Origin of the sequence: Flavobacterium sp. LM4 (genome assembly GCF_002017935.1) — a bacterium.
Taxonomy (GTDB): domain Bacteria; phylum Bacteroidota; class Bacteroidia; order Flavobacteriales; family Flavobacteriaceae; genus Flavobacterium; species Flavobacterium chungangense.
Genome location: NZ_MUFW01000001.1, coordinates 157,932 through 171,455 on the forward strand (window position 1 = coordinate 157,932; position 13,524 = coordinate 171,455).

Annotated in this window: 13 protein-coding genes, 1 tRNA gene and 1 pseudogene; 9 read left to right on the forward strand and 6 right to left on the reverse strand. The window is 35.1% G+C overall.

The genetic code is table 11. The features are described from left to right. Nucleotides 1–9: 9 nt before the first annotated feature. Together BXU10_RS00550 and BXU10_RS00555 are read left to right on the forward strand one after the other, a co-directional pair. On the forward strand, nt 10–624 hold the full coding sequence (locus BXU10_RS00550; protein WP_223255444.1) for a DUF4141 domain-containing protein: 615 nt from the start codon (nt 10–12) through the stop codon (nt 622–624). Nucleotides 625–626: 2 nt separating this feature from the next. Next, nucleotides 627–1,109, forward strand: a pseudogene (locus BXU10_RS00555) (conjugative transposon protein TraJ); the annotation flags it as partial. A gap of 203 nt (nt 1,110–1,312) precedes the next feature. On the opposite strand, the gene BXU10_RS00560 reads toward BXU10_RS00555, so the two are convergent. The 3 genes from BXU10_RS00560 to BXU10_RS00570 form a co-directional block, all read right to left on the reverse strand. After that, nucleotides 1,313–2,635: a site-specific integrase gene (locus BXU10_RS00560; protein ID WP_078225678.1), complete on the reverse strand. Its 1,323-nt coding sequence runs from the start codon at nt 2,633–2,635 to the stop codon at nt 1,313–1,315. A 267-nt stretch (nt 2,636–2,902) separates the two neighbouring features. After that, nucleotides 2,903–2,980, reverse strand: a tRNA-Val gene (locus BXU10_RS00565). Nucleotides 2,981–3,155: 175 nt separating this feature from the next. Beyond that, on the reverse strand, nt 3,156–4,382 hold the full coding sequence (locus tag BXU10_RS00570; RefSeq protein ID WP_078227868.1) for a folylpolyglutamate synthase/dihydrofolate synthase family protein: 1,227 nt from the start codon (nt 4,380–4,382) through the stop codon (nt 3,156–3,158). 129 nt (nt 4,383–4,511) lie between these two features. On the opposite strand from BXU10_RS00570, the gene BXU10_RS00575 reads away from it, so the two are divergent. Both BXU10_RS00575 and BXU10_RS00580 read left to right on the forward strand, forming a co-directional pair. Beyond that, nucleotides 4,512–5,207 carry a MotA/TolQ/ExbB proton channel family protein gene (locus BXU10_RS00575; protein ID WP_078225679.1) on the forward strand — a complete coding sequence of 232 codons (696 nt, stop codon included), beginning with the start codon at nt 4,512–4,514 and terminating at the stop codon, nt 5,205–5,207. 3 nt (nt 5,208–5,210) lie between these two features. Continuing rightward, nucleotides 5,211–5,606, forward strand: coding sequence for a biopolymer transporter ExbD (locus BXU10_RS00580; protein ID WP_031455604.1), 396 nt, complete (start codon nt 5,211–5,213; stop codon nt 5,604–5,606). Nucleotides 5,607–6,002: 396 nt separating this feature from the next. Here BXU10_RS00580 and BXU10_RS00585 read toward each other — a convergent pair whose 3' ends face one another. From BXU10_RS00585 to BXU10_RS00595, 3 genes are all read right to left on the reverse strand, one after another. Further along, complete coding sequence (locus BXU10_RS00585; RefSeq protein WP_078225680.1) at nt 6,003–6,905, reverse strand: hypothetical protein; 903 nt, start codon at nt 6,903–6,905, stop codon at nt 6,003–6,005. 248 nt (nt 6,906–7,153) lie between these two features. Continuing rightward, nucleotides 7,154–8,380: a Glu/Leu/Phe/Val dehydrogenase dimerization domain-containing protein gene (locus tag BXU10_RS00590; protein ID WP_078225681.1), complete on the reverse strand. Its 1,227-nt coding sequence runs from the start codon at nt 8,378–8,380 to the stop codon at nt 7,154–7,156. 101 nt (nt 8,381–8,481) lie between these two features. Continuing rightward, nucleotides 8,482–9,069, reverse strand: a complete 588-nt coding sequence (locus BXU10_RS00595) for a chalcone isomerase family protein (protein WP_078225682.1) — start codon at nt 9,067–9,069, stop codon at nt 8,482–8,484. 417 nt (nt 9,070–9,486) lie between these two features. Here BXU10_RS00595 and BXU10_RS00600 point away from each other — a divergent pair, with 417 nt between their 5' ends. The 5 genes from BXU10_RS00600 (at nt 9,487) to BXU10_RS00620 (ending at nt 13,456) form a co-directional block, all read left to right on the forward strand. Then, nucleotides 9,487–10,629 (forward strand): acyl-CoA dehydrogenase family protein, encoded by a 1,143-nt coding sequence (locus BXU10_RS00600; protein WP_078225683.1) that lies wholly within the window; start codon nt 9,487–9,489, stop codon nt 10,627–10,629. Between the two features lie 125 nt (nt 10,630–10,754). Next, nucleotides 10,755–11,732 carry a M20/M25/M40 family metallo-hydrolase gene (locus BXU10_RS00605; protein ID WP_078227869.1) on the forward strand — a complete coding sequence of 326 codons (978 nt, stop codon included), beginning with the start codon at nt 10,755–10,757 and terminating at the stop codon, nt 11,730–11,732. A 35-nt stretch (nt 11,733–11,767) separates the two neighbouring features. Then, nucleotides 11,768–12,445 (forward strand): SDR family oxidoreductase, encoded by a 678-nt coding sequence (locus BXU10_RS00610; RefSeq protein ID WP_078225684.1) that lies wholly within the window; start codon nt 11,768–11,770, stop codon nt 12,443–12,445. Between the two features lie 27 nt (nt 12,446–12,472). Next, the gene (locus tag BXU10_RS00615) at nt 12,473–12,838 is read left to right on the forward strand and encodes a four helix bundle protein (protein WP_078225685.1); all 366 of its coding nucleotides are present in this window, start codon (nt 12,473–12,475) and stop codon (nt 12,836–12,838) included. Between the two features lie 15 nt (nt 12,839–12,853). Further along, entirely contained in the window at nt 12,854–13,456 is a 603-nt protein-coding gene (locus tag BXU10_RS00620) for a SprT-like domain-containing protein (RefSeq protein WP_078225686.1), read from the forward strand. The last annotated feature ends 68 nt before the right edge of the window (nt 13,457–13,524 follow it).

The window sequence follows — 13,524 nt, forward strand, 5'->3', positions numbered from 1 at the left end:
ATTCTTTTTATGGTATGTACGGCACTAATGCTCGCCGTAGCACCGTCAGCGAAAGCCCAATGGGTTGTTACAGACCCTACAAATCTGGCATCGGGTATTCTTAATAGTGCCAATGAAATCATACAGACTTCCTCCACGGTATCGAATGTAATTAAAAATTTCAAGGAAGTGGAAAAGGTGTATAAACAAGGTAAGGAGTATTACGACAAGCTACAAGCTGTAAATAATCTCGTAAAAGATGCTCGTAAGGTACAGCAGACCGTCCTGCTTGTTGGAGACGTATCCGAAATGTATGTACAGAATTTCGGTAAGATGATGAACGACCCAAATTTTTCTGCACAGGAATTAACAGCTATCGCCAACGGCTATTCGACACTATTGAATGAAAGTACCGAACTGCTGAAAGAACTCAAACAGATTGTAAGCTCTTCAAGCCTTTCGCTGAACGACAAAGAGCGTATGGATATTATTGATAGAGTGTACAAAGAAGTAAAAGAATACCACAGTTTGGTACGCTACTACACCAATAAAAATATCTCCGTGAGCTTTTTGAGAGCAAAAAAACAGAACAATACCAAAAGAGTGCTTGACCTATATGGAACTCCTAACCAAAAATACTGGTAGATATGGAATTTCAAAATCTTCACGAAGTCCTACGATCATTATATGATGAGATGCTTCCACTGTCCGCCGATATGGCGGCAGTGGCTAAAGGAGTAGCAGGTTTGGGAGCTTTGTTCTATGTCGCCATAAAAGTATGGCAGGCCTTGAGCAGAGCTGAACCCATTGATGTGTATCCTTTGCTCCGTCCGTTTGCTTTGGGCATTTGCATTATGTTTTTTCCAACTATGGTATTAGGAACAATCAATGCCGTGTTAAGTCCAATAGTACAAGGCACACACACAATCCTCGAAAATCAGGTGCTTGACCTCAACGATTTACAGGCTAAAAAAGACCTGTTGGAAAGGGAAGCGATGTTGAGAAATCCCGAGACGGCTTATCTCGCTTCTGATGAAGAATTTGACAAGAAGCTCGAAGAATTGGGCTGGTCGCCCTCTGATTTGGCAACAATGTCGGGAATGTATATGGAACGTGGTATGTACAGTATGTGCACAGATAGCCCACAGCCAACCGTAAAAGTGGTAATTAATCCTGCTACAGCAATTAAGGAAGGACAATTAGTACCATATAAGCCTTGTTTGGAAATTTAGTTATAATCTTACCATAGAACGGATGAAAAACAGGAACTACAAAAATCCCACTACTAGTGGGATTTTTATATAACAACACATTTAAAATATTCTAGAGAAATTTAGTAACCACTTTTTCCGCTGATAGCAAATTTTTTCTTTAAATCTAGAATTTCATTTTCAAGTTTTTCCAAAATTAACAAACCATTATCGGAGTCGAAGGATGCTTTTTTATTTAGTTTATTTCTCAATTCAATCATCTGTTGACCAACTGTCTGCTGCTCGGTTATTGCATATTCTTCCGTTTGTTGTACCGATTGATGCCCTAGCATTTCTTTTACAATGTGAATCGGTACGTCATTAGCAAGTGTAACTGTACTGCCAAAAGTCCTTCTGGCTTTGTGTGTATTTAAAATAATATTCAATCCACATAAATCAGCAATTTCTTTTAGATAAGCATTCATTTTCTGGTTTGATTTTACTGGAAGGACAGTTCCTCTGCTAAGACAAAGAGGATGATTTTTGTATTTTTCTATAATTTCAAGAGCCTTTGGCAGTAATGGAATATTTGTTGCTGATTCTGTTTTTTGACGGTCAGACATAATCCAGTATTCGCCATCAATGCCTATCTTGATATCTTCCTTCTTAAGTTGAAACGCATCAATGTAAGCTAAGCCAGTGTAACATTGGAATATAAATACGTCACGTATAACAGTCAATCTTGGAGTAGAAAAAGTATGATTCTCAATCTTATGCAATTCTATTGCTGTGAGTGGTTTTTTCTTGGTTTTTGTCTTTTTCCCTTTGAATTTTTTGAAAGGGTCCTCCTTAATGATTTCCTTATCAATTGCCCGTCTCACAATTTTCCTGAAATTCGTAATGTACTTTAATGCCGTATTGTTATTACAACTTTTTACTGTCTTAAGATAAAACTCATAATCTTTTATAAATTCATAATTCAAGTCCCTGAATTCCATATCTTCCAAGTTGAATTTAAATAATAGAAATTCTTTTACATGTTTTTTAGATATTTCAAAACGTTCATGAGTACCAATAGCATATTCTCCCTTGCCTACAAGAGCTAGTAATTCGTCATTATGCTTTAGGAATTCTTCAAGCACTTTTACTTTTGGTGCTAGTCGTCCCATAACAAAGTCTATTATTTTTTGAGACGTAATAGAATGTTCTGCATAAAGCAAATCATTTCTATACTTGTTGATCTTAGTTTCAATTGCATCAAGGAAAAAATTAATGATCCTGGCGTCTTCTTTTGAACCTACAGCTCTTTCAGCTTTTTGATCCCATCGGGTCATATCCCATCTACGTTTTGTAGAAGTTTCCTTGGGAATTCCATCAACGATAATTCTTAAGTAAATATACCTAAGATTGCTTTTTTTTCGTGGAACCTTCAAAAAGAAGGTTAATCCAAAACTGCTTTCTATCATAATTCAACAATTTAAATGAGTAAATGTCGAAATATAACGTCCTAAAATCAAGTCGTTAACGTATTTTACATGTTGATTATCAATGTTTTAATTGTTGTTTTGTGGCGCATTTTTTTTAAATTTAAAAGTGCCATAAAAATGCCATGTAATTTTGAGCGTTTTTGAAAATTTTGTAGAAATAGATATAAATAAAAAATACCTGCAAAATTTAAATTTGCAGGTATTTAGTAAGATTGTGGAATTTTATGTACTCATTCCTTAAATAGGTGGTGGGCGATGAGGGGTTCGAACCCCCGACCCCCTCGGTGTAAACGAGGTGCTCTGAACCAGCTGAGCTAATCGCCCTTTCGGGTTGCAATGTCTTGCGTTATTGCGAGTGCAAATATACGTTAGTTTTTTAGTTCTCCAAAGAATTTTCAGTAAAAATTCAAAGAATTTGCATTAAAACTTATATTTTACTGGAATTGAATTTGTTATAAAACCATTTTTTTTCGAACTTTTTACACTAATTTCAATTTGATTAGTCCAAAGGCAATTCGGCAACAACAAAAGTGCTTCCGCCAACGTAAATAAAATCGTTTTTAGACGCATTTTTCTTTGCCTCCTCAAAAGCAATTTCAACCGAATCATATTTTTCGCCAATTAAACCATGTTTTTCTGCAGCTTCTTTCAGTATTTCGGTTGGCAAACCTCTTGAAGAATCCGGTCTACAGAAATAATATTTCGCCTTTTTAGGGAAAAGAGGCAAAATAGAATCAAGATCTTTGTCATTTACAACGCCCAAAACAATATGCAGGTTTTCAAAGGTTTCTTTCTGAATCTGTTTCATCACAATTGCCAGACCATGTTTGTTGTGTGCCGTATCGCAGATTATTTTCGGATTTTCTCCTAATTGCTGCCATCGTCCCTGTAAGCCAGTGTTTTTAGAAATATTTAATAAACCGGTTTTTAAATTCTCAATAGAAACTTTAAATTCTTTTTGGGCATTTAAAACAGCAATGGTCTGCTGAACCGTTTTTTTGTTATGAAACTGATAATCCCCAATTAAATCTGAAGGAAAAACTTCGGAAATTAAATCAGCTGCAAAATAAATCGGTGCTTTATTTTCTTCGGCTTTAGCCAAAAAAACAAGCTGTGTTTCCGGAGTATATTCTCCAATTACCACCGGAACATTAGGTTTTATAATACCGGCTTTTTCTCCTGCAATTTCTCTTGGTGTATTTCCTAAAAACTGCATATGATCCAAGTCAATGTTGGTAATCACCGAAACAAGGGGAGTGATAATGTTAGTAGCGTCAAGTCTTCCTCCCAAACCTACTTCAATAATGGCGATATCTACATTTTCAGAAGCGAAATAATCGAATGCCAAACCAACAGACATTTCGAAAAAACTCAGGTCATTAGCTTCAAAAAAATCTTTGTGTTTGGCAATAAATTCAACAACAAAATCTTCTGAAATGTTGCTGCCGTTAATTTTTATCCTTTCTCTGAAATCCTTTAAATGTGGAGAAGTATACAGTCCAACTTTGTATCCCGACTCCTGTAAAACTGAAGCCAGCATATACGAAGTTGATCCTTTGCCGTTAGTTCCTGCTACATGAATACATTTTAGTCGGTTTTGCGGATTGCCAAGATGCGCCGTCAATATTTTAATATTGGTCAGGTCTTCTTTGTAAGCCGAAGCGCCCTGAAGCTGATACATGGGCAATTGGTTAAACATCCAATTAGTAGTTTCCTGGTAGTTCATTTTTTGAATAAAATAGCGGTTAATTGAAATAATTTTCAATTTTATTAGTTTAATATTACAGTGAAAATTATCTTTATTGCAAATTTGAAATATTTTTTAGAATTAATTATTATAAACCAGAATTAATATATGTTTAGCTTCATTCAATTACAAACAGATACCATCGCAAACGCTGCATCTAACGTAGTTATCGAAAAAATTGCACCCAATACCGAAATCTCAGTTTTAGGATTTATTTTAAAAGGAGGTTTTTTCTTAATACCAATTGCCATTTTATTATTTTATACTTTTTACGTAATTATAGAGCGTTATTTATACATTACAAAAGCCTCAAAAATCGATAACAGATTAATGCAGGATGTAGGTGATAAGCTGAATGCCGGAAATATAGAATTGGCCAGAACAATCGTAGAAAGAAGTGATACTGCAGCTTCAAATATTTTGAAAGAAGGAGTTTTGGTTATTGGAAGACCTATTGCAGAAATCGAAGCCAACATGGATCGTGCTGCAGATATAGAAATTGGCGAAATGGAAAGCCGCTTAGGACATCTTGGACTTATTGCAGGTATAGCGCCAACGCTCGGGTTTGTTGGAACTATTTCAGGAGTTATTAAGATTTTTTACAGTATTTCTGTAACTGAAAATATTAGTATCGGAAACATTTCCGGTGGATTGTACGAAAAAATGATCAGTAGTGGTGCAGGACTTATTGTAGGTATTATTGCTTATAGTGCTTATCATATTCTGAACGGTAAGATTGATGATTTTGCTTTAAAAATCCAGAAACAAATATTAGCTTTTGTCAATATAATTCAAAGAGCATAAGGTATGTCTATTAAAAGAAAAAGAAGATTTCATGCTGAGGTGGCAACATCCTCATTAAGTGATATTATGTTTTTCCTGCTGTTGTTTTTCCTTATTATTTCAACGCTTGCAAATCCTAATGTTATTAAGATGACTTTGCCAAAAGCGAAATCTAACGAAAAAACGAATAAACAATTAATCAGTTTATCGGTTACCGAAGATAAAAAGTTCTACATCGACAAACAGCCGGTAGAGTTCGAAGAATTAGAAACCAGCCTGATGTCGAAAATAGGAGACGATAAAGCGCAAACTGTTGTCGTTCGTATTCCTTTTAACTTACAGGTTCAGGATTTAGTAGATGTGTTGCAGATAGGAGTGAAGAACAATCTAAAATTTGTAATTGCTACGAGTCCGAAGTAAATTTGGGCGTGACCACAATAAACATAATGGGCTAATCAGCAGTGTGTTGATTGGCCCATTATGTTTATTCCGGTCGGGCTATTCGCGCTACTTCGGTAGCCAGCTGCTATCCCTCACGCGAGAAAAGAGAGTATGAAAGAAAGAAAAGACATAGAGGAAAGAACATAGAAGAAAGAGGAACGAGGAAGAAGACAGATTAAAGAAATAGTAGCCATAGCCATAAAGTATGTCATTTCGATGTAAGTAGAAATCTTCGAAAGTAACTCCGCAACGAGAATCCAATCTTTGTCGAGCTTCTCGCTAAGATTTCTCCTTACGTCGAAATGACAAAAGTCAATAAGAAAGGCCTTCTGAAAATTTCCAGAAAGCCTTTCTTATTTAAGTTTTATATGTTTTTTAATTCAAACTAAAATTATAAATAATTTTACCAACTTGTTTGGCAGGAGCATTATTGTCAGCATCCCATTTCGTATTCATTGCAGCAATTTTTGCCTGATCTAATAAGCATCTGGCCAAATTTGTAGTTCCTTTTATTCCAGGTGTTGCACTTATTGTTCTTCCACTTTGATCTACTGTAACTTCAACGACTACTTTTCCGGCCTCATCACAGGTATATTTTGGTGCCGGTTTCGATAATGCTTTTCGGTTTCCTAAAGAATATCCTGATCCGCCGCCAGAGCCTCCACCAATTCCTGCTCCGTATCCGCTTCCTGTACCAATACCATTTCCGGTTCCGTTGCCACCACCAGTTCCTCCACCGGAACCTCCTGAGCCATAATATCCGTTCGATCCTAAACTTCCGTTCGCTTTTCCTTTGTTTCCTGCCACTTTATCATCTCCGTCACCACCTTTATTCGAACCTTTTAAAATGCTGGATAAAGCATCGTTTGTAGAATTAGAAACTTTTGGTTTTTGAGGAACAGGTTTTTCTTCCGGTTTAACAACTGGAGTATTTTTTTTAGGTTTTTCTTTTACGGGAATAATCACATCTTCCTCAGCAGCAGTTGAGTTTTCCTGAGTAATAATTGCTTCGTCCGGAGTTGCTTTTGCAGGAGCTTGTTTCGCATTGTTTTTTACATCAAGAACTTCACTTTTATAATTGGCTCCTGAACCTAAATCGCTGTCTCCAAAATTTACGGTTATACCTCCACCTCCCCCACCTTCAGCGAGAGCTACATTGTTTTCAGGATTATAAGGGGGCCAAAAACGTATAAAAAACAACAGCAATAATAGGACACCATAAATTGCCGTAGAGATTAATAGTGATTTCTTTTTATCTGAAGAATCGGTAGAAGTCATTTTGATTCTGAATTTTGTAATTGTATTTAATAAAAACGTCTAAAAGTACTAAAAATTGTTTAAAACGAAGGGAGGATTTAAACTCAGAAATGAACTCTATATTTTTTTTTCCAAAGATCTTGCAGATTTAGCAGATTCATTTTTTGTTGCATTGAATGAAAAGTCTCCCTAATCTGCTAAATCTGCGAGCAATAAAAAAAGGACCAAATTTTATTATTTGATCCTTTTGAAATAGGGTGTGAAAATTTTTATACTAATTGTTTCAATGCAATCTCAAAAGCAGTTGCACTAATATTTGTTTTTGACGAGTTTAAGGCATGTGCTTTTACAATCGCACTTTTTATGATTTCTGAAGTATCATTAAAAATTGCTTCATCTGTCATTTGAACTTTTTTCTCCATAAAATATGCAAAAACTCTGGCCATACCACAATTGGAGATAAAATCAGGAATTAAACTTACTTTACTGTCTACTTCTTCCATGATCGATCCGAAGAAAATTTCTTTGTCTGCAAATGGAACATTAGCACCACAAGAAATAACTTCTAAGCCATTTTCAATTAAACTGTCAATTTGATTTTGAGTAACCAATCTTGAAGCAGCACAAGGCGTGAAAATTTCAGCCCCAATGGTCCATATTTTTGAGTTGATTTCCTCAAACGGAATCATATTTTCGGCAACCAGTTTGTTTCCGTCCTTGTTTAAAAACAAAGTTCTGATTTCCTCAAACGAAAAACCTTCTTGTTTGATAAGGCCTCCGTCACGATCAATAATTCCAATTATTTTGGCACCCATCTCAGCTAAATAAAAAGCGGCAGCAGAACCTACGTTTCCAAAACCCTGAACAATTGCTTTTTTGTCTTTTATATCTCCGCCGTAAGTTGCATAAAAATGGAGAACCGCTTCAGCAACTCCAAAACCGGTAATCATATCTGCAACAGTATATTTGCGGGTTACATCTGGTGAAAATTTTGGATTTTCTATAACTTTAATTACTCCCTGGCGTAATTGCCCAATTCTATTAATTTTATCAGCTTCTGTGGGTTTGAAATGGCCGTTAAAAACGCCTTCTTGAGGGTGCCATACACCACATTCTTCGGTCATTGGAATTACTTCGTGAATTTCATCTACATTTAGATCTCCACCGGTTCCATAATAACTTTTTAACAAAGGCGAAACCGCTTTATACCAACGCTGTAAAACGCCTTTTTTTCGGGGATCGTTAGGGTCAAAATTAATTCCTGACTTTGCGCCTCCAATTGCAGGTCCCGAAACAGAGAATTTAACCTCCATTGTTTTGGCCAATGATAAAACTTCGTTAACATCGAGGCCTTTTCTCATTCTGGTACCTCCGCCCGCAGCTCCACCACGGAGAGAATTAATAACAGTCCAGCCTTCGGCTTCTGTTTCAGAATCTTTCCAGTTAAAAACAATTTCAGGTTCCTTATTTTCAAATTGCTGCAATAAATCTTTCATTTTGTTGAGATATGTTTATTTAAAGCAAATATATAGAATAGATTAATGTGAATACTTTATTGTTTACAGAAATCTGAAATTTATATTTCAACCTTTTTAAATTAGTTGTTTTTACCCAATAACTCCTCTTTTAGATCCTTATCAACCGGGTTTTCTGAAAGCCAGATACCAAAAAAAGCTTTTTTAAACTCGAAGCTTTCAATTTTTCCTTCGTATTTATCATTTTTATAAATCCATAATGATTTATCTAAAGGGTTGTAGATTAGGTTAAAACTATCACCTGCTTTTGTAACTTCTCTGCCTATTAAAGCTTCTAATTCTTGTACTTCTTTATTTAATTTTAGTATTCCGGCTTCACCAACAGATTTTTCCATTCCTTTTGCCAATGCTTTTGATAGTTTTTTTGATGTAACAAGCGATGACGTTATCTGAATTCTGATCGCCATTTCGATATCACTTTCTAAAATGACATGGGCATCCTGAGTCAATTGTGATAAATATAAGGCCTGAACGTATAATTCTGTAAACATCTTAGAACGTTCCCCAACACCATTTAAGGTCAAGGTGTTGCCTTTGAAATCAAGAGTTCTTGGAACAGTAACTCCGCCTACTTCTAATTTTTTTTGTGCATTAACAGTGGAGAACTGTAAACTTAAAATGAATGTAAGTAATAGTACAATATTTTTCATAATCTTTCGGTTTTGTTTTTTGTAAAATTAATGCTAAATTGTTAAAATTCATCTCTTAAGTTAAATGTTTTTTATATTTTTTAAGGCTATTGAGTTAATAATCAAAATGGTAAGAGTAATTTTACTGCAGATTTGTATTCTTTTATATTTTTACCATATTGTCTTTACATAAGTATGTACAGTAGTTTGTTTTACGTTCTATTGTCTATAATTTTACGCTTAAATTCTGAGTAATGTGTTGTGAAATTAAAGTTTATTTGTTTTTTTTTTAACGCAGTAACGAAAACGTTATAGTATTTTTGGATAAAAACCTAAAATACTATGCACGCATTGTTATTTGACATTTAAAATTTATCTTTGAAAAGCTTTTATATGGATAACAAGAAGAGCACTTTAACAACTTAAAGAACCACTATTATGGATTTTAATCTAACAGAAGAGCATTTAATGATTCAGCAGGCTGCAAGGGATTTTGCTCAAAATGAATTGTTGCCGGGTGTAATTGAAAGAGACGAAAAACAGATTTTTCCGGCTGAACAGGTAAAAAAAATGGGACAGTTAGGATTTATGGGAATGATGGTTGATCCTAAATACGGTGGAAGCGGTCTGGATACAGTTTCGTATGTAATTGCGATGGAAGAAATTTCTAAAGTTGATGCATCAGCTTCGGTAGTGATGTCTGTAAATAATTCTTTAGTGTGCTGGGGATTGCAGGAATTTGGAACCGAAGAGCAGAAACAAAAATATCTGCCGGGTTTGGCTTCGGGAGAAATTCACGGCGCTTTTTGCTTAAGTGAGCCGGAAGCCGGGAGTGATGCAACTTCGCAAAAAACAACAGCTATTGATATGGGAGACCATTATTTAGTAAACGGTACAAAAAACTGGATTACTAATGGAAATACGGCTTCAGTTTATTTAGTAATCGCACAAACGCATGCTGAACTGAAGCATAAAGGAATAAATGTTCTGATTATGACCAAAGATATGCCGGGTTTTTCTGTTGGGCCAAAAGAACAAAAAATGGGAATTCGCGGTTCTGATACACACTCATTAATGTTCAGTGATGTAAAAGTTCCGAAAGAAAATAGAATCGGGGAAGATGGTTTCGGATTTAAATTTGCTATGAAAACGCTTGCCGGAGGCCGCATCGGAATCGCTTCACAAGCATTAGGAATTGCATCCGGGGCGTATGAATTGGCTTTGAAATATTCAAAAGAACGTAAAGCTTTCGGAACCGAAATCTGTAACCATCAGGCCATTGCATTTAAATTAGCAGATATGGCCGTAAATATTGAAGCTGCCCGTCACTTATGCATGAAAGCTGCCTGGGATAAGGATCAGCATAAAAATTATGATGTAAGCGGTGCTATGGCAAAATTATTTGCTTCGCAGGTGGCTATGGATACTGCGGTTGAAGCCGTTCAGATTCATGGAGGGAACGGATATGTAAAAGAATATCATGTAGAACGTATGATGCGTGATGCTAAAATTACGCAGATTTATGAAGGGACATCTGAAATTCAAAAAATTGTAATCTCGAGAGCAGTTATCGCCGAATAATTTTTCTCTTTTTAATATCCTGAACCCTTTCTGCTTTTTTAGCTTTGAAAGGGTTTTTTTTACGATTATTTTTTTTAATTTTCAGAAGTTTTGTTCATCAGAACACAAATTTAAATATTCTTTTTATGAAAAAAATGTACTTTCTTCTCTCATTAGTTTTATTGGGCTGCAAATCTAATATGCCAATAGTTGGTGAAAAAACTTCAAAGACAGTATCAGAATCTGTTGAAAACACTTATATAGTAGAACAAAATGAGGTTTCAGATTTTTTAAAATTTCTTTCTTCAGATGAACTCGAAGGAAGAGAGACAGGAACACGGGGTATCGAAAAAGCAGCTGTTTTTTTAGAAGATTTTTTTAAGAATAATAATGTAAAACCCTATTTCAGTACATATCGTGACACACTTACAAATTTTAAATCACCGGCCTATAATATTGTGGGATATTTAGAAGGAACCGATCCGGAACTTAAAAAAGAATTCGTGGTTTTAAGTGCGCATTACGATCATATTGGTCTGCTAAAAAATAAGCAGAATGATATGATTAATAACGGTGCAAACGATGATGCTTCCGGAGTAACCGTGGTAGCAGAAATGGCTAAGTATTTTGCGAAGACAAAATCGAATAAAAGAAGCATCCTTTTTGTGTTTTTTGCAGGAGAAGAAAAGGGACTCTTAGGATCTAAAAGTTTGGTACAAAAACTTAAAGAGAAAGACTTTAATTTGTATGCCCAGTTAAATATTGAAATGGTTGGTGTGCCAATGAAGCGTGATTATCTGGCCTATATCACAGGTTTTGATAAATCAAATATGGCAGAGCGAATTAATCAGTATACAGGAAAAAACACGATTGGCTTCCTTCCCAAAGAGGCAGAATATGAACTTTTTTACCGTTCTGATAATTATTCTTTTTATGAAGTTTTCAAAAAACCATGTCAGTCCATAAGTACTTTTGATTTTGAGAATTTCGAATTTTATCATCATCCATCAGATGAATTTCAGGTAATGGATATTCCGCATATAACTAAATTTACGCAGGAGTTTTTACCGGCTATAGCTATAATTGTATCATCTCCGACTCAGGAAATTACGATGACCAAATAAGAGTTGTATTCATAAGATTTGATTATTTTTGTTTTATGAAAAATATTATTATTACCGGAACGAGCAGAGGAATAGGTTATGAACTGGCTCTGCAGTTTGCAAATGCTGGTTATCAGGTTTTAGCCATTTCAAGAAAAATTCCACAAGCACTTTTAGAACACCAAAACGTTACTTGTCTTTCAGTTGATTTGGCAGATGAAACCCAACTTGATACTGTGAGCCATTTTCTTTCTTCAACGTGGAAAAAAATAGATGCTGTAGTACATAATGCAGGAGCTCTTTTACTAAAACCTTTTGAAGAAACTACTCAGACAGATTTTGAAAGTATTTACAAAGTAAATGTTTTTGCTGTCGCCAATCTTACCCGGATTTGTTTACCGTATCTTCAAAAAGGAAGTCATGTCGTAACCATCAGTTCGATAGGAGGGGTACGGGGTAGTCTTAAATTTGCAGGACTTGCGGCTTACAGTTCAAGCAAAGGAGCCGTTATTGCTTTGACAGAATTATTGGCTGAAGAATATAAAGAAAAAGGTATTTCATTTAATGTTCTGGCGTTAGGATCTGTTCAGACCGAAATGCTAAATGAGGCTTTCCCCGGCTATCAGGCTCCAATTTCTGCAGAAGGAATGGCGACTTATATTTATGATTTTACTCTTAACGGGAATAAGTATTTTAACGGAAAAGTCTTGGAAGTTTCTTCGACAAATCCTTAACTAATTATAAATTATGAGTTATGAATTATGAGTGAAAGTATTGTAAAAACTAAAAGTTTTGAATTAGCTGTAAGAGGGGTTAATTTTTATAAACATTTAGTTTCTGAAAAAAAGGAGTTTGTAATGAGCAAGCAATTTTTGCGTTCTATTACTTCCGTTGGCGCAAATGTTCGTGAAGCTGTCAATGCTCAGAGCAAAGCTGATTTCATTCATAAATTATCAATTGCCCAAAAAGAGTGTGATGAATCTATGTATTGGCTTGAAATCTTAAAAGAAACGGATTATATTTCTCTAGCAGAGTTTGATTCCATACATCAACAATGCAATGATGTGCTAAAAATAATTAGAAGCATTATAATTACGTCCAAAAAAAAACTTATAACTCATAATTAATAATTTATAACTATTGTGAGCGAAACATTAGCCAAATATATTCCGGAGCATGCGGTAAAGCCCGTTTTCGATTTGATAGTTGCCAATCAGGTGCATCTGAAAATTGTAAATGAACGCCAAACGCGTCATGGAGATTATAGAAGAGGTTCAGGTGGTAAACATGAAATAACGGTAAATGCAAGTTTGAACAAGTACAGATTTTTAATTACACTGGTTCATGAAATAGCACACTTGGTAGCTTTTGAAAAGTTTGGCAGGAATATAAAACCACACGGTAATGAATGGAAACTTACTTTTCAGCGTTTGATGGTACCGTTTATTCGTCCAGAGATATTTCCTAATCATATTCTTCCCTTATTGGCCAGACATTTTAAGAATCCATCTGCAAGCAGCGATACGGATACCACTTTGTCTTTGGCTTTGAAGCAATATGACAAAGAAAATGATAAAAACTACGTTTTCGAAATTCCCTATGGCAGTGTTTTCAGAATCAAAAACGGAAAAATTTTCAAGAAGATTGCCGTTCGGACAAAACGTTTTGAGTGTCTGGAAATTAGTTCCGGAAAATTGTATCTTTTTAATCCGAATGCTGAAGTAGAGCTAATCAATATTCAATAAAAAGAAATTCCAAATTCCATTTTTTTAAGTTTGGAATTTGGAATTTTTATTTTGAACATTTAAAAGAT

Excerpts from the sequence above, each read along its gene's own strand:
- BXU10_RS00550 (WP_223255444.1), top strand. The coding sequence starts at position 10 with ATGGTATGTACGGCACTAATGCTCGCCGTAGCACCGTCAGCGAAAGCC.
- BXU10_RS00580 (WP_031455604.1), top strand. The coding sequence starts at position 5,211 with ATGTCTATTAAAAGAAAAAGAAGATTTCATGCTGAGGTGGCAACATCC.
- BXU10_RS00595 (WP_078225682.1), bottom strand. The coding sequence starts at position 9,069 with ATGAAAAATATTGTACTATTACTTACATTCATTTTAAGTTTACAGTTC.
- BXU10_RS00585 (WP_078225680.1), bottom strand. The coding sequence starts at position 6,905 with ATGACTTCTACCGATTCTTCAGATAAAAAGAAATCACTATTAATCTCT.
- BXU10_RS00605 (WP_078227869.1), top strand. The coding sequence starts at position 10,755 with ATGAAAAAAATGTACTTTCTTCTCTCATTAGTTTTATTGGGCTGCAAA.
- BXU10_RS00575 (WP_078225679.1), top strand. The coding sequence starts at position 4,512 with ATGTTTAGCTTCATTCAATTACAAACAGATACCATCGCAAACGCTGCA.
- BXU10_RS00590 (WP_078225681.1), bottom strand. The coding sequence starts at position 8,380 with ATGAAAGATTTATTGCAGCAATTTGAAAATAAGGAACCTGAAATTGTT.
- BXU10_RS00600 (WP_078225683.1), top strand. The coding sequence starts at position 9,487 with ATGGATTTTAATCTAACAGAAGAGCATTTAATGATTCAGCAGGCTGCA.
- BXU10_RS00560 (WP_078225678.1), bottom strand. The coding sequence starts at position 2,635 with ATGATAGAAAGCAGTTTTGGATTAACCTTCTTTTTGAAGGTTCCACGA.
- BXU10_RS00610 (WP_078225684.1), top strand. The coding sequence starts at position 11,768 with ATGAAAAATATTATTATTACCGGAACGAGCAGAGGAATAGGTTATGAA.
- BXU10_RS00570 (WP_078227868.1), bottom strand. The coding sequence starts at position 4,382 with ATGAACTACCAGGAAACTACTAATTGGATGTTTAACCAATTGCCCATG.
- BXU10_RS00615 (WP_078225685.1), top strand. The coding sequence starts at position 12,473 with ATGAGTGAAAGTATTGTAAAAACTAAAAGTTTTGAATTAGCTGTAAGA.